This is a genomic window from Kitasatospora sp. NPDC023118, assembly GCF_055560875.1.
The window spans coordinates 146,485-167,841 of the sequence record NZ_JBVHHW010000008.1; the positions used below are offsets into that span (position 1 = coordinate 146,485).

At 72.7% G+C, this 21,357-nt stretch carries 16 protein-coding genes; 6 read left to right on the top strand and 10 right to left on the bottom strand.

Annotated features, from left to right (window positions below; genetic code table 11):
- The first annotated feature begins 116 nt into the window (after positions 1-116).
- The gene (locus ACZ3UD_RS12835; protein ID WP_465585674.1) at positions 117-2,336 is read left to right on the top strand and encodes an NADP-dependent isocitrate dehydrogenase; all 2,220 of its coding nucleotides are present in this window, start codon (positions 117-119) and stop codon (positions 2,334-2,336) included.
- Positions 2,337-2,644: 308 nt separating this feature from the next.
- Here ACZ3UD_RS12835 and ACZ3UD_RS12840 read toward each other — a convergent pair whose 3' ends face one another.
- Together ACZ3UD_RS12840 and ACZ3UD_RS12845 are read right to left on the bottom strand one after the other, a co-directional pair.
- Entirely contained in the window at positions 2,645-3,283 is a 639-nt protein-coding gene (locus ACZ3UD_RS12840) for a YdcF family protein (protein ID WP_465585675.1), read from the bottom strand.
- A gap of 99 nt (positions 3,284-3,382) precedes the next feature.
- Positions 3,383-4,414 carry a cytochrome c oxidase assembly protein gene (locus ACZ3UD_RS12845; RefSeq protein ID WP_465585865.1) on the bottom strand — a complete coding sequence of 344 codons (1,032 nt, stop codon included), beginning with the start codon at positions 4,412-4,414 and terminating at the stop codon, positions 3,383-3,385.
- 201 nt (positions 4,415-4,615) lie between these two features.
- Here ACZ3UD_RS12845 and ACZ3UD_RS12850 point away from each other — a divergent pair, with 201 nt between their 5' ends.
- Positions 4,616-5,608: an NAD-dependent epimerase/dehydratase family protein gene (locus ACZ3UD_RS12850; RefSeq protein ID WP_465585677.1), complete on the top strand. Its 993-nt coding sequence runs from the start codon at positions 4,616-4,618 to the stop codon at positions 5,606-5,608.
- A 43-nt stretch (positions 5,609-5,651) separates the two neighbouring features.
- On the opposite strand, the gene ACZ3UD_RS12855 is transcribed toward ACZ3UD_RS12850, so the two are convergent.
- Together ACZ3UD_RS12855 and ACZ3UD_RS12860 are read right to left on the bottom strand one after the other, a co-directional pair.
- Positions 5,652-6,866 carry an RNA polymerase sigma factor gene (locus ACZ3UD_RS12855; RefSeq protein WP_465585678.1) on the bottom strand — a complete coding sequence of 405 codons (1,215 nt, stop codon included), beginning with the start codon at positions 6,864-6,866 and terminating at the stop codon, positions 5,652-5,654.
- Positions 6,863-7,234 (bottom strand): YciI family protein, encoded by a 372-nt coding sequence (locus tag ACZ3UD_RS12860; protein ID WP_465585680.1) that lies wholly within the window; start codon positions 7,232-7,234, stop codon positions 6,863-6,865. Before ACZ3UD_RS12860 ends, ACZ3UD_RS12855 begins: the two co-directional genes overlap by 4 nt.
- Positions 7,235-7,427: 193 nt before the next feature.
- On the opposite strand from ACZ3UD_RS12860, the gene ACZ3UD_RS12865 reads away from it, so the two are divergent.
- Positions 7,428-8,909 carry an MFS transporter gene (locus ACZ3UD_RS12865; protein ID WP_465585681.1) on the top strand — a complete coding sequence of 494 codons (1,482 nt, stop codon included), beginning with the start codon at positions 7,428-7,430 and terminating at the stop codon, positions 8,907-8,909.
- Positions 8,910-8,990: 81 nt separating this feature from the next.
- Entirely contained in the window at positions 8,991-9,731 is a 741-nt protein-coding gene (locus ACZ3UD_RS12870) for a 3-oxoacyl-ACP reductase family protein (RefSeq protein WP_465585683.1), read from the top strand.
- Between the two features lie 145 nt (positions 9,732-9,876).
- Here the strand turns inward: ACZ3UD_RS12870 and ACZ3UD_RS12875 are convergent, their stop codons facing one another.
- Positions 9,877-10,380: a DinB family protein gene (locus ACZ3UD_RS12875; RefSeq protein ID WP_465585684.1), complete on the bottom strand. Its 504-nt coding sequence runs from the start codon at positions 10,378-10,380 to the stop codon at positions 9,877-9,879.
- A gap of 162 nt (positions 10,381-10,542) precedes the next feature.
- Here ACZ3UD_RS12875 and ACZ3UD_RS12880 point away from each other — a divergent pair, with 162 nt between their 5' ends.
- Positions 10,543-12,636, top strand: coding sequence for an alpha-galactosidase (locus ACZ3UD_RS12880; RefSeq protein ID WP_465585686.1), 2,094 nt, complete (start codon positions 10,543-10,545; stop codon positions 12,634-12,636).
- A 156-nt stretch (positions 12,637-12,792) separates the two neighbouring features.
- On the opposite strand, the gene ACZ3UD_RS12885 is transcribed toward ACZ3UD_RS12880, so the two are convergent.
- Positions 12,793-14,895: an NEW3 domain-containing protein gene (locus tag ACZ3UD_RS12885; protein ID WP_465585688.1), complete on the bottom strand. Its 2,103-nt coding sequence runs from the start codon at positions 14,893-14,895 to the stop codon at positions 12,793-12,795.
- Between the two features lie 260 nt (positions 14,896-15,155).
- Entirely contained in the window at positions 15,156-16,259 is a 1,104-nt protein-coding gene (gene galT / locus ACZ3UD_RS12890) for a galactose-1-phosphate uridylyltransferase (protein WP_465585689.1), read from the bottom strand.
- Between the two features lie 260 nt (positions 16,260-16,519).
- On the opposite strand from galT, the gene galK reads away from it, so the two are divergent.
- Positions 16,520-17,665 carry a galactokinase gene (gene galK / locus ACZ3UD_RS12895; protein ID WP_465585690.1) on the top strand — a complete coding sequence of 382 codons (1,146 nt, stop codon included), beginning with the start codon at positions 16,520-16,522 and terminating at the stop codon, positions 17,663-17,665.
- Between the two features lie 13 nt (positions 17,666-17,678).
- Here galK and ACZ3UD_RS12900 read toward each other — a convergent pair whose 3' ends face one another.
- The 3 genes from ACZ3UD_RS12900 to ACZ3UD_RS12910 form a co-directional block, all read right to left on the bottom strand.
- Positions 17,679-18,485, bottom strand: a complete 807-nt coding sequence (locus ACZ3UD_RS12900; protein WP_465585692.1) for a DeoR/GlpR family DNA-binding transcription regulator — start codon at positions 18,483-18,485, stop codon at positions 17,679-17,681.
- A 232-nt stretch (positions 18,486-18,717) separates the two neighbouring features.
- On the bottom strand, positions 18,718-19,758 hold the full coding sequence (locus ACZ3UD_RS12905) for an ABC transporter permease (RefSeq protein WP_465585693.1): 1,041 nt from the start codon (positions 19,756-19,758) through the stop codon (positions 18,718-18,720).
- Positions 19,755-21,329: a sugar ABC transporter ATP-binding protein gene (locus ACZ3UD_RS12910; protein WP_465585695.1), complete on the bottom strand. Its 1,575-nt coding sequence runs from the start codon at positions 21,327-21,329 to the stop codon at positions 19,755-19,757. The genes ACZ3UD_RS12905 and ACZ3UD_RS12910 overlap by 4 nt, the downstream gene beginning before the upstream one ends.
- Positions 21,330-21,357 lie beyond the last annotated feature (28 nt).

Sequence of the window (21,357 nt, forward strand, 5' to 3'; positions counted from 1 at the left end):
GTCGGAGCGCCCCCGGATCCGACCGGCGCGCACTCCGGGGCGGGGGGAGGTGGAGCGAGGGGCCCGGGACGAGATATCTTGACGTCAAGACGTTGGAGACGTGAAGCGGAGTACCGATGACTGACTCGACCATCATCTATACGCACACCGACGAGGCTCCGGCCCTGGCGACCTACTCGTTCCTGCCGGTGGTCCAGGCGTACGCCTCGACGGCGGGTGTTCGGGTGGAGACCCGCGACATCTCCCTGGCCGGGCGCATCATCGCCAGCTTCCCGGAGCGTCTGACCGAGGCCCAGCGGATCGGCGACGCCCTGGCCGAGCTGGGTGAGCTCGCCAAGACCCCGGGCGCCAACATCATCAAGCTGCCGAACATCTCGGCCTCCGTGCCGCAGCTGAAGGCCGCCATCGCCGAGCTGCAGGCCCAGGGCTACGCCCTGCCGGACTACCCGGACGACCCGCAGACCGACGAGGACAAGGACGTCCGCGCCCGCTACGACAAGGTCAAGGGCAGCGCCGTCAACCCGGTCCTGCGCGAGGGCAACTCGGACCGCCGCGCCCCGCTGTCGGTCAAGAACTACGCCAAGACCCACCCGCACCGCATGGGTGCCTGGACCGCCGAGTCCAAGACCAACGTCGCCACCATGAGCGAGAACGACTTCGCGAGCACCGAGAAGTCCGCCGTGATCGCCGCCGACGGCGCCCTGCGCATCGAGCTGCTCGGCCAGGACGGCACCACCACCGTGCTGCGCGAGAAGGTCCCGGTGCTGGCCGGCGAGGTCGTCGACGCCTCGGTGATGCGCGCCGCCGCCCTGAACGAGTTCCTGGCCGCCCAGGTCGCCCGCGCCAAGGCCGAGGGCGTGCTGTTCTCGGTGCACCTCAAGGCCACCATGATGAAGGTCTCCGACCCGATCATCTTCGGCCACGTGGTCCGCGCCTTCTTCCCGAAGACCTTCGCCGCCTACGGCGAGGCGCTGGTCGCCGCCGGTCTGAACCCGAACAACGGCCTCGGCGGCATCCTGGCCGGCCTGGACAAGCTGGCGAACGGCGCCGAGATCAAGGCCTCCTTCGAGGCCGAGCTGGCCGAGGGCCCGGCCCTGGCCATGGTCGACTCGGACAAGGGCATCACCAACCTGCACGTGCCGAGCGACGTCATCGTCGACGCCTCGATGCCGGCCATGATCCGCACCTCCGGCCACATGTGGGGCCCGGACGGCCAGGAGGCCGACACCCTCGCCGTGCTGCCGGACCACAGCTACGCCGGCGTGTACCAGGCCGTCATCGACGACTGCCGCGCCAACGGCGCCCTGGACCCGGCCACCATCGGCTCGGTCCCGAACGTCGGCCTGATGGCCCAGGCGGCCGAGGAGTACGGCTCCCACGACAAGACCTTCGAGATCGCGGCCGCCGGCACCGTCCGCCTGGTCGACGCCGAGGGCAACGTGGTGCTGGAGCAGGCCGTCCAGCCGGGCGACATCTTCCGCGCCTGCCAGACCAAGGACGCGCCGATCCAGGACTGGGTCAAGCTGGCCGTCACCCGCGCCCGCGCCACCGGAGACCCGGCGGTGTTCTGGCTGGACGGGAACCGCGCCCACGACGCCGTGCTGATCGAGAAGGTCAAGACCTACCTGCCGGAGCACGACACCACCGGCCTGCAGATCGAGATCAAGTCCCCGGTCGAGGCCACCAAGTTCTCGCTGGAGCGCATCCGCCGCGGCGAGAACACCATCTCGGTGACCGGCAACGTGCTGCGTGACTACCTGACCGACCTGTTCCCGATCCTGGAGCTGGGCACCAGCGCCAAGATGCTGTCGATCGTCCCGCTGATGGCGGGCGGCGGCCTGTTCGAGACCGGCGCCGGCGGCTCCGCCCCGAAGCACGTCCAGCAGCTGGTCAAGGAGAACTACCTGCGCTGGGACAGCCTGGGCGAGTTCTTCGCGCTGGCCGCCAGCTTCGAGCACCTGGCCACCAGCACCGGCAACACCCACGCCCAGGTGCTGGCCGACACCCTGGACCGCGCCACCGGCACCTTCCTCAACGAGGACAAGTCGCCGAGCCGCCGCCTCGGTGGCATCGACAACCGCGGCAGCCACTTCTACCTGGCCATGTACTGGGCCCAGGAGCTGGCCAAGCAGACCGCCGACGCCGAGCTGGCCAAGGCCTTCGACGGTCTGGCCAAGGTGCTGACCGAGCAGGAGCAGACCATCGTGGACGAGCTGATCGCCGTCCAGGGCTCGGCGGTCGACCTCGGCGGCTACTACCAGCCGGACCCGGCCAAGGCCGCCGCCGTGATGCGCCCGTCCAAGACCTTCAACGAGGCGCTCGCCAACCTCGGCTGACACCGGGCGGGTTGACACACAGAGAGGCCCCCGGGTCCGCTGCGGCGGGCCCGGGGGCCTCCCCGCGTGTCAGGCCGCGCCGGGGGCGGGCGCGCGCCGAGCCAGGCCGGGTCGTCCAGCGTCCAGTCCCGGGCGGACAGGCCGGCCACCACCACCACCGCCACCGTCGCGAAGGCCGGCGCGCTGATCGCTCCGCCGATCCGCTGGAGCGGGCTCCACCCGTTCTCCCGTTCTGCCCTGCCCGCCCCCTGCGCGCTCGGTATCCGTCCTCATACTGACGGACCGGGCGGCGTGATCCAACGGCCCGTTCAGGCCAGCCCGAGCACGACCCCCGTGCCGGTCAGCAGCAGGAGCGCCGCGCCGTTGGCGCGCGGCAGCGCGAGTGCCGTACCGACCGCCTCGCGCAGCAGCTGGTACGGGCCGTGCGCGAGCGGCCCGTCCGCGCTGAGCACCCGGGCGGGGGAGCCGGCCCGGCGGGCGGCCAGGGCGGAGCGGACGGTGTGGAAGCCACTGGTGACCACCGTGCAGCGGTAGCCGGGGCGCTCGGCGGCCATCAGGGCGGCGCTGTTGCGCAGGTTCTCGACGGTGTTCACGGCCCGTTCCTCGCGCCGGATCCGCTCGGCCGGGACGCCCCGGGCGATCAGGTAGCGGGCCATCGCGGCGGCCTCGGTGCACTCCTCGTGCGGGCCCTTGCCGCCGGTCACCAGCAGCAGCGGCGCGTACCCGGCGGCCTCCTCGGCGGCGAAACGTTCCAGCGCGGCGTCCAGCCGGGCCGCCAGGGTCGGCGCGGGCTCGCAGCCGTCCAACGCGGCGCCCAGGACCACCAGGTAGTCGGAGCCGGCGGGCACCGGCCGACGGCGCTGGTGCAGCGCGCAGCCGAGGAAGCCGAGCAGCCAGAGCAGGGCGTAGCCGCCGAGCAGCACGGGCAGCAGGAACAGGGCGTGCATACCCGTCGAACGCACCCGGTGGGGACACCGTTCCGCAACGCCACGGAGCCCGCGTTCTCCGGGAAGAACGCGGGCTCCGGGCGGTTCGGTCGGGCGGGCTCAGCCGGCGTCGGCCGCGGGGGTGGCGGGGGTAGCGGGGGTGACGGGAGCCGCGGGTGCGGCGGCGGTGCCGACCGCCCCCGGGCGCTGGCCGCGCTTGTGCAGCGAGGCCAGGTAGGCGTTGTACGCCTCCAGCTCGGCGTCGCCGCTGCGCTCCTCGGCGCGGTCGCGCCGACGGGCCTGCCGTTGCTCGGAGCCCATCCACTGGTAGACCAGGGCGATCAGCACGATCGCGGTCGGGATCTCGCCGAAGGCCCAGGTGATGCCGCCGGCCAGCTTCTGGTCCTCCAACAGGTCCGTCCCGGATGGTGCGCCCTGGACGGTAAAGGTGGAGACCAGCGGGTGGCTGGCCATCATCACCGCCACGCCGAAGAAGGCGTGGAAGGGCATCCCCATGAACAGCTCGATGATCCGCATCACGTGGCCGGGGCGGTGCGGGCCCGGGTCCACGCCCATGATCGGCCAGAAGAAGGTCAGACCGGTCATGAGGAAGTGCACCATCATGAAGACGTGCCCGAGGCGGTACTGCATCAGGAAGTCGAACAGCGGGGTGAAGTAGACCCCGTACAGGCTCGCGATGAACATCGGGATGGTGAACGCCGGGTGCGAGATCACCCGGACGTACCGGCTGTGCAGCAGCGCCACGAGCAGCTCGCGCGGACCGCGCGGGCGGCCCTTGCCCGCCGGGCGCAGCGCGCGCAGCGAGAGGGTGATCGGGGCGCCGAGCAGCAGCAGGATCGGCGTCAGCATCGACAGCACCATGTGCTGGATCATGTGCGCGCTGAACAGCACCATGCCGTAGTCGTTCAGCCCGGAGCAGGTCACCAGCAGCATGCTGCCGACGCCGGCCACCCAGCCGACCACCCGGCCGATCGGCCAGCGGTCGCCGCGCCGGTACAGCCGGACCACGCCGAACAGGTACAGCCCGAGTGCGACCAGGCCGCCGAGCAGGAACACCCAGTCCGGGGACCAGGTCCACACATGGGAGAGGGTGAACGGGCCTAGTTGGGTCATCCCGCCGTGGTGGTGCATTCCTGACATTCCGTCGCCCATCGGCGGGTCCTGCTTTCCGTCCTCGTGGTCCCTGATGCGGGTCCGGTTCGCCCGTTTTGCTTGGCATACAGCCTAGGTGGGCCTCACCTCGGCCAGACCGCCGCCCCCTCCGTACGGGTGGTCCCCGGCGGTGCGGGCGCTGGCTAGACTGACCGACCGGTCGACAGGGAGGAGCCAGCCATGGCGGTGTCGCAGCGGCCCGCGGAAGCGAGCACGGTCGCGCTCACCGGGGCGACCGGTTTCATCGGCTCCGCCGTCCTGGCGGCCCTGACGGCGCGCGGCGTCCGGGTACGGGCGCTGGTCCGCCGGGAGCCCCCCGCCCCCGGGGGAGGCGTCGACCGGATCCACGGGGACCGCCTCGGAGACGTCGACTGGATCTGCGGGGACCTCGCCGACCGGGCGGCGCTGGCAGGGCTCTGCGAGGGCGCCGGGGTGCTGCTCCACTTGGCCTCCCTGGTCGGCGGGCCCGCCGAGCACTGCGAGGCCGTCAACGACCGGGGCACCGCGGCGGTGATGGCGGCGGCCGGCCGGGCCGGGGTGGGCCGGATCGTGCACCTGTCGACCACGGCGGTGTACGGCGAGGGCCCGCACAGCGGCATCGACGTGGACGGGGTGCCGCCCGCGCCGTTCTCCGAGGCCAGCCGCACCAGGCTGATCGGCGAGCAGCACGCCATGGCGGCCGGTGCCCTGGTGCTGCGCCCCGCGCTGGTCACCGGCGCGGGCGACCGCTGGGTGGTGCCCGGGCTGGCCGAGCTGGCCCGCCGCGTCCCGGCCCGCTGGGAGGGCGGCCGGGCCCGGCTCTCCCTGGTGGACCGTACGGACCTGGCCCGGCTGATCACCGCGCTGGCGCTGGATGCCCCCGCGTCGGTGGTGGGTGTCCAGCACGCCGCCCACCCGACGCCGGTCCGCGCCGGCGAGCTGCTCGACGCCCTGGCCGCGCTCGGTCTGCTGCCCGTCCTGGACGGGCCGGCGCTGCCCTGGGCGGAGTGCCTCCGACGCCTCGCCGCCACGCCGGGGCGGGTCTCCGAGCGCCAGTTCACCATGATCGCCCGCGACCACTGGTACCGCAGCGAGGAGATCTGGCGGCTCGCCGCCTGTCCGCCCGGCCCCGGCCCGCTCGCCCGCCTCGCCGAGGCGGCGCCCTGGTACCGCGCGGAGTTCGGGCGCGACTAGCACCGCAGCCGTCAGGGCCGTACCCGCCCTGCGGCCGCAGCCGTCAGGGCCGTACCCGCCCGGCCTGGGCCGACAGGAACCGCTGCTCGGCCAGGCTCGCGGTGGCCCGCGCCGCCCGGCGGTAGTGGTCGTACGCCCCGGCCCGGTCACCGGCGCGCTCCAGCAGGTGCGCCCGGACGGACAGCAGCCGGTGGTGCCCGGCCATCCGCTGGTCGCCGTCCAGGGCGGCCAGCAGGGCGAGGCCGGCCTGCGGGCCGGCCAGCTCGGCGAGGGCGACGGCCCGGTTGAGGGTGACCATCGGATTGGGCGCGATCCGCTCCAGGATCAGGTAGAGGGCGTGCACCTGCGCCCAGTCGGTCTCGGCGGCGGTGGTCGCGTCGGCGTGGGTGGCGGCGATGGCGGCCTGCAGCTGGTAGGGGCCCAGCTCGGGGCCGGCCAGTGCGGCCTTGGCCAGCGCCGTGCCCTCGTCCAGCAGGTCGCCGTCCCAGCTCGTGCGGTCCTGTTCGGCCAGCGGCACCAGGTCGCCGGTCGCGGTGGTGCGGGCCGCCCGGCGGGCGTGGGTGAGCAGCATCAGCGCGAGCAGGCCGGTCACCTCGCCGTCCTCGGGGAGCTGGGCGTGCACCGTCCGGGCCAGCCGGATCGCCTCCCGGGCGAGGTCGGCGCGCTCCAGCTCGCTGCCCGAGGAGGCGGTGTAGCCCTCGTTGAAGATCAGGTAGAGCACGTGCAGGACGACCCGCAGCCGCTCCTCGCGCTCCGCGCCCTCGGGGAGGGTGAACGAGCTGCCGGCCGCCCTGATCCGCTGCTTGGCCCGGCTGATCCGGGCCGCCATGGTGGCCTCTGGCACCAGGAAGGCGCGGGCGATCTCGGCGGTGGTCAGGCCGCCGACCGCCCGCAGGGTGAGCGCGGTCTGCGAGGCCGCGGTCAGCGCCGGGTGGCAGCACAGGAACAGCAGCAGCAGGGTGTCGTCGGTGTCCGGCACGTCCTCGGGCACCACCTCGGCGGCGGTGGTCGCGCTCTCGCGCTCGCGGCGGGCGTGGTCGCTGCGGACCTGGTCCACCAGCCGCCGGGAGGCGACGGTCACCAGCCAGCCGCGCGGATTCTCCGGCACCCCCTCGTCCGGCCACTGGACGCTCGCGGCGAGGACGGCCTCCTGCACGGCGTCCTCGCAGCCCTCGAACCGGCCGTGCCGGCGTACCAACGTGCCGAGGACCTGCGGCGTGAGCTCACGCAGCAGGCCCTCGAAGTCCGGTGCTGTCATGCCTCCAAGTGTCCGTCGGAGAACATCACCTGACGCACCTCGACGCCCAGCCCCTCGATCGCGGCGTCCGGGATCTGCGCGGCGAGCTCGATCGCCCGCTCCCGGTTCTCGCAGTCGACCAGGTAGAAGCCGCCCAGGAACTCCTTGGCCTCCAGGAACGGGCCGTCGGTCACCGCGGGCTGGCCGTCCCGCACGGTGACCACCGCGGACTGGGACGGGTCGACCAGCGCCTGGGTGAGGATCAGCTCGCCGGAGGACTTCAGCGCCTCGATGAACCTGCCGTGCCCGGCGCCGATCGCCGCCTTCTCCTCGTCGGTCAGAGCGTCCAGCACGGCCGGGTTGATGTGCAGGCCGATCAGGAACTTCATCGCGTACTCCTCGTCGTGGGCGGGCCCCGGCTGGGCCCTTCGACCGTCGGTCGGAGCCGCCGCCGCCTTCTTGACATCCCCGCCGAGAAATCTCCCACGAGTTTTCCGCCGTCACACCGCTCACCGATGTCAAGAAGCCCCGGGCCGCTCCGACCACCCCGCGACAACGTTTCCGAGGAGAGGAGTCGCCGGGATGGACGTCACCCGGGCACGACTGGGACTGGCCGTCCTGATGCTGCCGACGCTGCTGGTCGCGATGGACGTGACGGCGCTGCTGCTCGCCCTTCCACGGCTGAGCGCCGACCTGGGCGCCGACGGCGTCCAGCAGCTGTGGATCAGCGACAGCTACGGACTGATGGTGGCCGGCCTGGTCATCACCATGGGCACGCTCGGCGACCGGATCGGCCGCCGACGCCTGCTGCTGACCGGTGCGGCGGCCTTCGCGGTGCTGTCGGTGGTCGCAGCCTTCGCGGTCGACCCGCTGATGCTGATCGTCGCGCGGGCCCTGCTCGGCGTCGCGGGCGCGACCCTGGCGCCGTCCACGCTCGCCCTGATCACCAACATGTTCCGGGACGGGCGGCAGCGCGGGCAGGCCATCGCCGTCTGGGCCACCTGCCAGTTCGCGGGCGGCGCGCTCGGGCCGGTGTTGGCCGGGTTCCTGCTCCAGCACTTCTGGTGGGGGTCGGTGTTCCTGGCCGCGGTCCCGGCGATGGCGGTGCTTCTGATCGCCGGGCCGTTCCTGCTGCCGGAGTTCCGCAGCGAGGCGGCCGGGCGGCTGGACCCGGCCGGGGTCGGGCTGTCGCTGGTGGCGGTGCTGCTGGTGCTGTACGGCGTCAAGCAACTGCCGGTCGAGGACGCGCCGCTGGTCCCGGCGCTGGCCCTGCTCGCCGGCACCGCCGTCGGCTACGCCTTCGCCCGGCGGCAGTTGCGGCAGCAGCGGCCGCTGCTGGACCTGCGACTGCTGCGTAGCCGCCCGTTCACGGCCGTGCTGGTCTCGCTGGTGCTCGCCGGGGTCGCGATGGCCGGCACCGGCCTGCTGGTGACCCAGTACCTGCAGAGCGTGCTGGGCCACTCGCCGTTCGCCTCCGCAGTGCTGTTCGCCCCGATGGGCCTGGGTGTGGCGGTCGGCACCATGGCCGCGCCGCGGCTGGCCCGCCGGATGGACGACACCACTGCGATCGCGGGCGGGCTGGCCTGCTCGGCGCTGGGTGGCCTGCTGCTGGTCGCCGCCGACGACGGCCAGGGCTCGCTGCCGCTGGTGATGACCGGCATCACGGTGCTCGCCCTGGGCACCGGACCGCTGTTCGCCCTGGGCACCGGGCTGGTCCTCGGCTCGGTGCCGCCGGAGCGGGCGGGCTCGGCGGCCTCGATGTCGGAGACCGGCAACTACTTCGGCGGCTCGCTCGGCTTCGCGTTGCTCGGCACGGTGGCCGCCGCGGTCTACCGCGCCCGGGCCGGCGGCTCCGACTCGCTGGCGGGCGCCGTCGAGGCAGCCCGGCACCTGCCCGCCGAGCAGGGCGCCGAACTGCTCCGCGGTGCCCGGGCGGCGTTCACCGCCGGGCTGCACGTCAACGGGCTGATCGCCGCAGCGCTGTTCGCCGGGCTGGCCGTGCTGACCCTGGCCGTGCGCCCGGCGAGGCGGCCCGCACCGACGGAGGAGGAGGTGTCCGCGTAGGAGACGGCTTGAATCTGACACCGGTGTCAGGTCCTACCGTCGGTGGGCGACGAACGCAGGAACCACGGAGGGGGAAGAACGATGAGCGAGCTGACCGGCAAGGTGGCCCTGGTGACCGGCGGCAGCCGGGGCATCGGCGCGGCGGTGGCCAAGCGGCTGGCGGTCGAGGGGGCGGCGGTGGCGCTGACCTACGTCCGGGCCGAGGAGCAGGCCCGGACGGTGGTCAAGGAGATCGAGGCGGCCGGTGGCCGGGCGGTGGCGATCCGGGCGGACCTGGTCGAGCCGGACGCCGCCGCACGGGCGGTGGAGGAGACCGTCCGCGAGCTGGGCGGCATCGACATCCTGGTGAACAACGCGGGCTTCCTCACCTACGGCCCGCTCACCGAGGTGTCGGTCGAGGAGCTCGACCGGGTGCTCGCCGTCGACATCCGCTCGGTGTTCCTGGCCGCCCAGGCGGCCGCCCGGCACATGGGCCAGGGCGGGCGGATCATCAGCATCGGCTCCTGCTTCAACGGGCGTGTCCCCGGTGCGAACTTCGTCCTCCAGGCGACCGCCAAGACCGCGCTGACCGGGCTGACCAAGGGTCTGGCCCGGGAGCTCGGCCCGCGCGGGATCACCGCCACCATCGTCGACCCGGGCCCGATCGACACCGACATGAACCCGGCCGACGGCGACTCCGCCGACTTCCAGCGCGGGCTCACCGCCCTGGACCGGTTCGGCGAGGCCGAGGACATCGCCGCTGCGGTGGCCTTCCTGGCCGGTCCCGGCGGACGCTACGTCACCGGCACCGCCCTCGCGGTGGACGGCGGCTACACGGCCTGAGCGCAGGGCCCGGGCGGGGTGGCGGCTTCGGTCGTCGCCCCGCACCCGGTCTTGATCACGCTGTGATCCTTGGTAGCGCCGTCTACGGGCCGGCGAGGCATGGACGCGCGGCGCCGGCTCGCCGCCGCCCACAGGCAGCCGGGGCTCAGCTGCGGTTGTGGTCCCCGGTCGCGCCGTCGGTGAGTTCGCGCAGGATGTCCATGTGCCCGGCGTGCCGGGCGGTCTCGGTGGTCATGTGGATCAGCACCCAACGCAGCGACACCGTCCGGCCCGACCAGGAGGTGCCGAGGGAGTCCAGCTCCAGCCGGTCGATCGCCTCGTCGGCGGCGGCCCGGGCGCGGGCGTAGAAGGCCAGCACGTCCGCCGTCGACTCGTGCGGCTCGATCCGCAGGTCGGAGCTCTCGTCGGCGTCGAGGTCGAACGGCAGCGGGCCGGTCTCCAGGCCGAACGTCTCGCGGAACCAGCCCAGTTCGGCGCCGCCGAGGTGCTTGACCAGCCCCAGCAGGTTCGTCCCCGAGGGCGTCAGCGGCCGGCGCAGCTGCTCGTCGTCCAGGCCCTCGACCTTCCACAGCACCGCGTCGCGGTGCCGGTCGAGGGCCGTGTGCAGGCTTTCCTTCTCGCCGCCGGTGAACGGCACGATCTTGATCATGGCCGGGACGGTAGCAGGACCCCGGCCTGCCCGACGAACGGATGCCTGACCCCGAGAAAGTGCTGTTGTGTTGAATATTGTGGGTTCCTGATAGGTGCAATATCGTATGGCACCCTCGGCCTGCCCCATGCAGGGCCACTCACCCACTCGGGAAGCCCCCACATGCGCAGAACTCCACATCGCGTCGTCGGCATACTCGCCGCCACCGCCCTCGCGGCCTCCGGCCTCGGTGCCGCGGCACTCGCCACCGCCACTCCGGCCGCCGCCCTCGGCAACGGCAACGCCCTGACTCCGCCCATGGGTTGGAACTCGTGGAACAGCATCGGTGCCTACGTCACCGAGAGCGAGATCAAGCAGACCATCGACTTCATGTCGGCCAACGGCCTGGTGCAGGCGGGCTACGACACCGTCACCGTCGACGACGGCTGGTCGATGCGCCACCGGGACGGCCAGAGCACGGACTTCGCCAAGACCGCTGACGGCGCCATGCAGCTCTACGACAACAACGGCAATCCGGTCACCGGCACCGACGGAGGCGGGAACGACACCACCAGCGGCCACCTGCTCCCGGAGCCCAACCAGTTCCCCGCACAGACCGTCGACGGCAAGACCGTCAACGGCATCCAGTACCTGGCCTGGTACGCCCACAGCAAGGGCATGAAGTTCGGCCTCTACGCCACCGACACCTACACCACCTGCCAGGGCCACCCCGGCAGCCTCGGCCACGAGACCACCGACGCCGCCGACTTCGTCTCCTGGGGCGTCGACTTCGTCAAGTACGACGACTGCCCCTACGGCCCCACCATCTACGGCCCCGACGGCTACGCCTACTACCCGCAGGGCGAGGGCAAGGAGCTCACCCGGTCCATCTACGCCCGAACCCAGACCTTCCAGCGCGCCCTCGACGCGGCGACCGGCGCTGCGGGCAAGCCCAAGGTCACGCTCAGCCTGTCCGCGCAGCCCGCGCACACCGGCATCCCCTACCTGCTGAGCGCCGACGACCCGGCCCGGACCGATCCGTTGATCACGGCCGCCGGCACCCCGCCGCACCAGGCGCCCGGCTACTCGCCCACCGGAGTCTGGTGCGGCCAGGTCGCCAACATGTGCCGGATCGGCGGCGACCGGGACAGCGAGCTGGACGGCGTGCTCTACAACGGTCAGCTGCAGACCGCGCTGAAGTACCCGGGCAACGTCCACCCCGGCAGCTGGAACGACCTGGACATGATGTTCGCCGGCTGGCAGGACCCGAACGGCGTCTGGGGCGTCACCGACACCGACAAGGGCCACAAGCCCTTCACGGACGACGAGTCGCGCACCGAACTGTCCGTACTCTCGATGATGGCGGCCCCGCTCGTCTCCGGCGCGGACCTGCGCACCGCCGCCGACTCGCAGCACACCGCGAGCGGCTACACCTGGTCCACCGGCATCAGCTCCTCCGCGCTGTCGCTCCTCAAGAACCGCGACATGATCGCCGTCGATCAGGACAGCCTCGCCAAGCCCGCCACCCTGGTCGGCAACCCGCCCTCCTCCCCGACCGCCCCCGTGGTCCTCAAGCGCCAACTCGCCAACGGCGACCTGGCGGTGGCGCTGATCAACCAGGACCCGAACAACTGGGCCATGATCAGCGCGAGCTTCGCCGACCTCGGCCTGGCCGGCTCCGGCTACGGCTACCGGGAGCTGTGGACGGGCACCACGGGCACCGCCACCGGCTCCGTCGGCGGCAACTGGATCCCCGCGCACGGCGTCGCGCTCTACCGCCTCGCCGGCGCGGGCACCGGCACGGGTGGCGGCAGTGGAGGCGGCCGGCCGGGCGTCGTCGGCGACGGCAAGTACCACGCGATCAGTGCGGGCGGCACCGCGGGCCAGGCGCTCGAAGTCCAGGGCGGCTGCTACGCGCCCGTCGGCGGCAACTCCGGCATCAACGCCTACCAGAGCGGCAACGCCGCCCAGCAGTGGATGTTCACGCCCAACTCGGACGGCACTGTGACGATCACCGACAACTGCTACACCGCCGCCCAGACGCACACCGTGCTCGCCGGCGGCAGCGGGGTCGGCAGCGCCTACCTGCTCAATCCCACGCCCGGCAATCCCTGGCAGAAGTGGAAGGTCACCCAGAACAGCAGTGGCGCGCTCACCGTCACCAACGTCGGCAACGGACTGACGCTGGACGTCGCCGGCACCGCGGCCGGCTCCACGGGCATGACCAACCCGGCCAACCCGGCCGCGGCCGGTCAGAGTTGGACCGTCCTGTCCTGACATCCTTCGCGAACCGCCGCCGGGAGGCCACCCGCCTCCCGGCGGCGGTTCGCCTCTTCCGTCATGGCTCGCCCCGGTGGGCACGGCGAAGGGCCCCGGTCGGTCGATGTCGACCGGCCGGGGCCCGGGTGTCGCTGCTCGTCGCCGCTCAGACGCTCAGCTCTGGGTGAAGCCCGTGAAATCGGCCTCGCCACTGGTGCCGGTGCTGTGCGAGGTGGTGAACACCCCGACGTCCTGGAGTGCGGCCGCTCCCGGGAGGGTGGCCTGGCCGACCTTCGTCCAGGTGCTCCCGTCGGTGGAGCAGTAGCCGGTGTACGTCGAGCCGTCGCGCACCAGCTTCAGCCAGCTCGGATAGCTCGCGGATCCCGAACCCTGGTTCGCCGGGGCGCTGTTGGAGTCCAGCTTGCCGTCGCCGTCGCTGTCCCACTGAAGCACGTAGCCCTTGCCGGGCGCCTCGGCGAGGATGAGGTACCCGGTCGACCGGCCCGGCTTGGTGATGTCGTTGCGGACCATGATCCCGGCCTTGGCCCAGTCGCTGGTCGGCGCCTGCGCGGTGAGCTTCACGACCGTGGTGGAGCCGTCGTGTTCGGCGCCCGGCCGGTAGACGGTGCTGTACTCGTCGACGTCGTAGTAGAGGTCGGCGCCCGCGCCGTCGATGGCGAACGTCCCGTCCTGCGCGCCGAAGACGGCGGTGGTGTCGGTGAAGGTCCGGTACGGCGCCTGCACGGGTGCGGCCAGGACGACCGGCGTGGGCGCGGCGACGCTCTGCGGGCCGCCCGGCCCGTGCGCGGTGGCGGTGCCGGTGAGGGTGGCTCGGGTGATCGGCGTCGGCAGCTTCGCCGGGGCGGTCACGCGGAACGCGGCCTCCGCGTGGCCGCCGGCCGGCACGCGCCCGACCCGGGTCTCCGACAGAGGTGCGACCGTCCACCCGGCCGGGACGTCCAGTCCGAGCACCACGTCGTTCGCGGACTGGGCGCCGTTGTTGGCGAAGGCCGTGGTGACCGTGGCCGAGCCGCCCGGAGTGAGGTCGGGCACCCTGGTGTCGAGGACGAGGTCCGGGTGGTGCCCGCCCGGGTGGTCGGTCGGGGTGACCCGGTACATGACGACGCCGTGGCCGGGCACCGTGGAGCTGATCGTCCCGGAGGTCTCGCCGTCGGTGTGCTCCCACAGATCCCGCAGGAGGTACCCCTTGGCCGGCGGCAGGCCGACCGCTGCCGCGGTGGTCGAGATCACCGTGGGCTGCGGGTTCTCGTTGAACAGTGTGACGGCGACGCTGCCGTCGGCGAGCGGCTTGGCCAGGACGTCCAGGCCTGCGGCCGTGCTCACCGGCCGTCCCTGCTTGCCGAGCCGGTCCTGGTCGACGGCGATGACCTCGGTGTTGCCGTAGATCGCGAGGGTGCCGGCGCTCGCCTTGCGCAGATCGGTGCCGGCGATCAACGGGGCCGCCATCTCCGCCCAGAGCGAGAAGTGGGCGCGGTCCTCGGTGGCCGTCATGCCGTTGCCGACCTCCAGCATGTCCGGGTCGTTCCAGCCGCCCGGCCCCGCGGCGTCGGCGAGCTTGGCGTTCGCGTGGAAGATGTCCAGCATCCGGCCGAACGAGGCGTCGATGTCCCCCGTGGTGCGCCAGAGTTGGCCGACCGTGCCACCCCAGGTCCACACGCTGTCCAGGCCCCAGTTGCAGAGGCTGTAGACGATCGGGCGGCCGGCCTTCGCCAGGGCGTCGGCCATCGCGCGGTAGCGCTGCTGGGACGGTATGCCCTGGTTGTAGCAGTTGTCGTACTTGAGGTAGTCGACGCCCCAGGAGGCGAAGGAGTCCGCGTCCTGCTGCTCGTGGCCGAGGCTGCCGGGGAAGCCGGCACAGGTCAGCGTGCCGGCGCTCTCGTAGATGCCGAGCTTGAGGCCCTTGGCGTGCACGTAGGCGGCCACGCCGGTGATCCCGTGGGGGAATTTGACCGGGTCGGGGACGAGCCGCCCCTCGGCGTCGCGGGCCTTGCCCATCCAGCAGTCGTCGATGTTGACGTACTGGTAGCCCGCGGCCTGGAGGCCGGCCGAGACCAGTTTGTCGGCGGTCTGCTCGACCAACTGCTCGTCGACGTCGCAGCCGAAGGCGTTCCAGTCGTTCCAGCCCATCGGCGGCGTGGGAACCAGTACGGCGCCGGACGAGTCGGCGGCTGCGGCGGGGGTGCTGGTGAGGGGGACGGCGGCGAGCGGCGCCGCTGCCAGCGAGGCCGCGAGTAACGCGGCCCACGTCTTGCGCATCGTGTCTCCTGGGTCCGGAGGGTTGCGGACGGTGGTGCAGGAACTGGCACCCTGCGCAGGGCGGGGGAAAGCGAACCAAATCAAACAGAGATAGTCAATACTCAACGCAAACAGACGTATATCAACGCACTGCGGGGTCTCGGTCGTCGGGTGGCTGGAAGTTGCCGCCCATGCCGCCGGAGCCCCTGCCGACGGAGCCCACCGCGTCGGTGGTCAGGACGACGCGGTGGGCTCCGGAGGTGCCGTGGGCGGGTTTCGGGTCAGCCGGGTACGGCGCCCCGGAGTCGGGAGGCGGCCTGCTCCGGGCTCACATCGGTGACGAAGGCGTCCAGGCCGGATTCCACGCCGGCCAGGTACTTGAGCTTGCCGGGTGCCCGTCGGATGGTGAACAGCTCCAGGTGGAGCGCGAGTTCGTCGCCGCCGCTGCTGGGCGCCTGGTGCCAGGCCGAGATGTACGGGGTCCGGTTGGGTGCCGCGCCGGGCGCGGCGGGGAACAGCGCGTCGAAGCGGCGCAGCAGGTCCAGGTAGAGGCCGGGGAACTCGGCGCGCTCGGCCTCGGTGAGCGCGGTGAGGTCGTGGACCCGCCGGTGGGGGTAGAGGTGGACCTCGTAGGGCCAGCGGGCGGCGAACGGGACGAAGGCGGTCCAGTGCCCGCCCTGGAGCACCAGTCGCTCGGGGGAGTTCCGTTCGGCGGCGAGCAGGTCCTCGAAGAGGTTCCGGCCGGTGCGGGCCCGGTGCGCCTCGGCCCGGGCGATCATCCGGGTGGTGCGGGAGGGGATGAAGGGGAACGCGTAGATCTGGCCGTGCGGGTGAGCGAGCGTGACCCCGATCTCCTCGCCGCGGTTCTCGAAGCAGTACACCTGCCGCACGCCGGGCAGGGCGGACAGTTCCGCCGTGCGGTCCGTCCAGGCGTCCAGCACGAGGCGCGCCCCGGGCTCGTCCAGGTCGGCGAAGGAGGCGTCGTGGTCGGAGGTGAAGCAGACCACCTCGCAGCGGCCGTTGCCGGGCCGGAGGGCGTGCAGGGGTGTGTCCTGGGCCGCGACGTGCTCGGCGGAGCCGGTGGCGAGCGAGGGGAAGCGGTTCTCGAACACCGCGACCTCGTAGTCGGCTGCCGGGATCTCGCTGAGCCTCCCGTCCCGGGAGGGGCACAGCGGGCACTCGCCGGCCGGCGGGTGGTAGGTGCGCTGCTGACGGTGCGCCGCCACCGTCACCCACTCGCCGAGCACCGGGTCGAGCCGGATCTCGGAGAGGCTCGCGGTCGGCCCGAGCGGCCGCTCGTCCGGGACGTCGCGGAGCGCACCGGGCTCCTGGTCGAAGTAGACGAGTTCGCGGCCGTCGGCCAACTTGGTGGCGGTTCTGTGCACCGCTGTACTCCTTACGCATGGGACGTCGCCCCGGCAGTTTTCGAGCTCAAACAGATTCAAACAGAGACGATCGCTTGTCAACAAGCATCGCTCCTGGTGGCGGGTGTTCCGGACTGTCGACTCAACCTGACTGAACAGGCCATCGCGGATGTTGACCCTGAGGGCAGTGATGTTTGATTATGTCGGAATTCACTCCCGCTTGCTGATGGACACCGCCGGCGGGAACCATCCCCGCTCGCACCAGGCATGGAGCTGAACAGATGATCGACGAGGCCGCCACCGACTTCGAGGCCGTCCACGGGGCACGGCCGAGCGGCGTTTGGGCCGCTCCCGGGCGCGTGAACCTGATCGGCGAGCACACCGACTACAACGACGGGTTCGTCCTGCCGATCGCCCTCCCCCACACGACCAGGGTGGCCGCCCGCCGCAGGGAGGACGGACGGCTGCGGCTGTACAGCGCCCAGGGCGACGGCACCATCACCGACCTGTCACTGGAGGGTCTGGCGCCCGGCGTCGTCGCGAGCTGGGCCGGGTACCCGGCCGGGGTCTTCTGGGCGCTCGCCGAGGCCGGGCACGCGATCGGCGGGGCCGACCTGTTCGTCGACAGCGACGTGCCGTCCGGCGCCGGGCTGTCGTCCTCGGCCGCCCTGGAGTGCGCGACGGCCGCCGCCCTGAACGACCTGTACGACCTCGGCCTGTCCGCGCGGGAACTCGCGCTGATCGCCCAGCGGGCCGAGAACGCCTTCGTCGGTGTGCCGTGCGGCGTGATGGACCAGATGGCCTCCGCCTGCTGCACGGACGGCACCGCGCTGTTCCTGGACACCCGGACCCTGGAGCAGCGGCACGTGCCACTCGACCTGGAGACGGCGGGGCTGCGGCTGCTGGTGATCGACACCCGGGTCAAGCACGACCTCGGCGACGGCGCCTACGCCGCCCTGCGGGCCGGCTGCGAGCGCGCCGCGGAACTGCTCGGCCTGCCCGCGCTGCGCGACCTCCCGGCCGCCGCCCTGGCCCCGGCCCTGGACCGGCTGCCCGAGGAACTCCGGCCGCTGGTACGGCACGTGGTGACCGAGAACCGGCGCGTCGTCGAGACCGTCGACCTCCTGGGCCGCGGAGAGATCGCCGCACTGGGCCCGATCCTGACGGCCGGACACGCCTCCCTGCGCGACGACTTCCGGGTCTCCTGCCCGGAGACGGACCTCGCGGTGGAGACCGCCGTCGCCGCCGGGGCGCTGGGCGCCCGGATGACCGGTGGGGGCTTCGGCGGGTCGGTCGTCGCCCTGGTCGAGGCCGAGCGCGTGGCGGGGGTTTCGGAGGCGGTGGAGGCGGCCTTCCGCTCGGCGGGCTTCGCCGCACCGGTCACCTTCACCGCGGTGCCCTCGGCGGGCGCCCGGCGGGTGGGCTGACCCGGCCGACCGCTCAGCCGGCCGCCGGGACGACGACGAGCTCGCCGACCGCCTCGGCGATCACCTCGCGGGCGGTCGCCGGGAGGGCGTCGTCGGTGACGAAGCAGTCGACCTCCGCCAGGGTCGCGAAGCTGCTCAGCCCGACCACGCCCCACTTGGTGTGGTCCGCGACCACGACGGTGCGGCGCGCCGAGGCGATCAAGGCCCGGTTGGTCTGCGCCTCGGCCAGGTTGGGAGTGGTGAGGCCGGCCTGCTCACTCACCCCGTGCACGCCGAGGATCAGCAGGTCCACGTGGAGCGAGCGGATCGTCTGGTCGGCGAGGGCGCCCACCAGGGCCGCCGAGCGGGTGGGGGACCCGCCGGTCAACAGCAGCGACGGGACGGCCTCCCCTCCGTCGCGGCCGGCCGCCCACAGCAGGTCCGCGATCGGCAGCGAGTTGGTCACCACCGTCAGGTCCGGGACCTCCAGCAGCCTGGAGGCGACCGCGTAGGTCGTGGTCCCGGCGGAGAGGGCCACCACGCTGCCCGGCTCCACCAGCTTCACCGCGGCGTCCGCGAGCGCGGCCTTGGTGCCCTCCTCCAGCCCGGACTTGGCGTCGAACCCGGGTTCGAAGGTGCTCGCCGTCCCGGTCGCGACCGCCCCACCGTGCACCTTCTCCACGGCGCCCTGGCGAGCCAGCGCGTCGAGGTCCCGGCGGATGGTCATGTCCGAAACGCCGAACTGCTCGACCAGCTCGGCGACGCGGACCGCGCCGGCCCGGCGGATCGCCTCCAGGATCAGCGCCTGGCGCTGGGCGGCGAGCAACGTCTGGTCAGCCACGGAGGACCTTTCGATCGAACGAGCACGTGCGGCTTGTGCGTTCTCGTCGGCGACCGGGAACGCGGTTGGGTCCTGCGGGAGCCATTATCCCAGGACCGGCGGGCCACCTGTCTCCCCGGTACCCGGTCGGCGAAAGGAGCCGCCGGTGCCGCGGGCGGTCGCGGCACCGGCGGTTCGGCCGACCTTCACGGCCGGCCGCCGCGGTCGGGCCCGGACCCGACCGCCTCAGGCGTCAGGCGGGGAGTCCCACCGCGCGTTCGCGGTTGCGGCGCTGCTGGATGACGACGGCGGCGACGAGCAGGGTGCCCTGGGCGACGTTCTGCCAGAAGGCGTTGATGCCCTGGACGGTGAGGCCGTTCTGCAGCGCGCCGAGCAGTGCGACGGCGAGCAGGGTGCCGCCGATGCCGCCCTTGCCGCCCTTGAGGGCGCAGCCGCCGAGGGCGGCGGCGGTGATCGACTGGAGCTCCAGGCCTTCGCTGCCGGAGACGGGCTGGCCGCTGCCGGTGCGGGCGGTGAGCAGGACGCCGGCGAGCGCGGCGACGGTGCCGGAGAGGGCGTAGGCGGCGATCAGGTACTTGTTGAGGTTGATGCCGGCCAGGCGGGCGGCGGTGTCGTTGCCGCCGATGGCGTAGATGTTGCGGCCGATGTCGGTGTAGGTGAGCAGGGCGTGGACGGCGGCGGCGGTGAGGATGAGCAGCCACACCATGGTTGGCAGGCCGGCGATCTTGCCCCGGCTGAGGAAGACGAAGACCGGGTCGCCCAGCACGTAGCCCTGGGCGCGGCCGTCCGAGACGAGTTGGGCGACGCCCTTGTAGGCGGCCAGTCCGGCGAGGGTGGCGATGGTCGGGTTGACCCGGCCGTAGATGATGACGGCCCCGTTGAACAGGCCGATGGCGGCGCCGATGGCGAGGGCGGCGCCGATGCCGAGGTAGGGGCTGGAGCCGGTGGAGGTGAAGATCATGGCGCTGGTGACGGAGGCGAGTCCGGCCTGGGAGCCGACCGAGATGTCGAGGCCGCCGCAGACGATGACGACGGTCTGGACCACGGCCAGCAGGCCGGAGATGGTGGCGGCCTCGGCGATGACCTGGATGTTGTCCCAGCCCGCGAAGTTGGGATTGAGCGTGCCGAAGAGGGCGACGACGGCGATGAGGGCGCCGATCAGGCTGAGGTTCTGGCCGCCGATCGCGGCGAGCAGCGTGCGCGGGCCACTGGACCGGGTGGGCAGGGCTCCGGTGTCCGGCACCGGGGCGGTCGGGGGCGTGACGGTGGTCATCGGGTGTCTCCGGTCGGGGCGTGGGCGGTGGTGGCGAGGTCGTCGGCCATGGCGAGGGCGAGGACGGCCTCTTCCGTCGCCTGTTCGCGGGTGAGTTCGCCGGTGGTGCGGCCGTTCTGCATCACCACGATCCGGTCGGCGAGGCCGAGGACTTCGGGCAGTTCGGAGGAGATGACCAGGACGGCGGTGCCCTCGCGGGCGAGGTCGGCGATGATCTGGTAAATCTCGGCCTTGGCGCCGATGTCGACGCCGCGGGTGGGTTCGTCGAGGATCAGCAGGTCGGGTTTGCGGGCGAGCCAGCGGGCGAGGACGACCTTCTGCTGGTTGCCGCCGGACAGGGTGCGGACCTCCGCCTCGATGGAGGGGGCGCGCACCCGCAGCCGGTCGGCGTACTCCTGGGCGAGGTCCTTCTCCTGTCGGCGCTTGACGAACCGCCACCGGCTGAGCCGGCGCAGGCTGACCAGGGAGGTGTTGTCGCGGATCGTGCGCTGCAGGAACAGGGCCTGGGCCTTGCGCTCCTCGGGGGCCAGCCCGATGCCCGCGGTGATGGCGGCGCGGGGGTTCCGCAGGCGCAGGACTTCGCCGTTGAGGGCCACCGTGCCGGAGCGGATGGGGGCGTCGCCGGCCAGGGCGAGGGCGAGTTCGGAGCGTCCGGCGCCGATCAGGCCGGCGAGGGCGACGACCTCGCCGGCGTGGACCCGGAGGCTGATGTCGCGCACATCGTCGGTGGTGACGTCGTCGACGTCCAGGACGACGCGGTCGGTGGCGACCTGCTGGCGGACGAAGAGGGAGGACAGGTCGCGGCCGACCATGAGCCGTACCAGCTCGCTCTCGCCGGTGGCGGCGGCCTGGACCACCCCGGCCACCTGGCCGTCGCGCAGCACGGCGATGCGGTCGGCGAGTTGGAAGATCTCCTTCATCCGGTGCGAGACGTAGATGACGGCGATGCCCTCGTCGCGCAGGCGTCCGATCAGCGCGAACAGGGCCTCGACCTCGTGTTCGGAGAGGGAGGAGGTGGGCTCGTCGAAGGCGATCGCGCGCGGCGGGACGGCGCCGGTCAGGGCCCGCAGGATCTCGACGAGCTGGCGCTGGGCCGCGGTGAGTTCGGAGCCGAGGAGGTCGGGGTCGAGGACCTTGTCGAAGCCCAGGCGGTGCAGGTCGGCGGTGATCCGGCGGCGCAGTTCGGCGCGGTCGAGGCGGCGCAGCCGGGTGCGGGGCAGCGAGCCGGCGTAGACGTTCTCGGCGACCGAGACATGGGGGATGATCTCGGGTTCCTGCGGGATGATCCGGATCCCGGCGCGGCGGGCGTCCTGCGGGGAGTGCAGGTCGAGGGCCCGGCCGTCCAGCAGGACCCGGCCCGCGGTGGGGTGGTGGTCGCCGGTGAGGATGCGCAGCAGGGTGGACTTGCCGGCGCCGTTCTCGCCCATCAGGGCGGTGACCTGACCGGGTGGGAACGTGAGGGTGACGTCCGTCAGTGCCTGGACGGCGCCGAAGCGCTTGGAGACGGCCTCGGCGCTCAAGCCGGTCGGGGCGTCGGATGGTGGGGCGGACGGGGGTTCGGGTGCGGTCATCGTGGCCTCGTTGGCAGCGCTGTTCGTA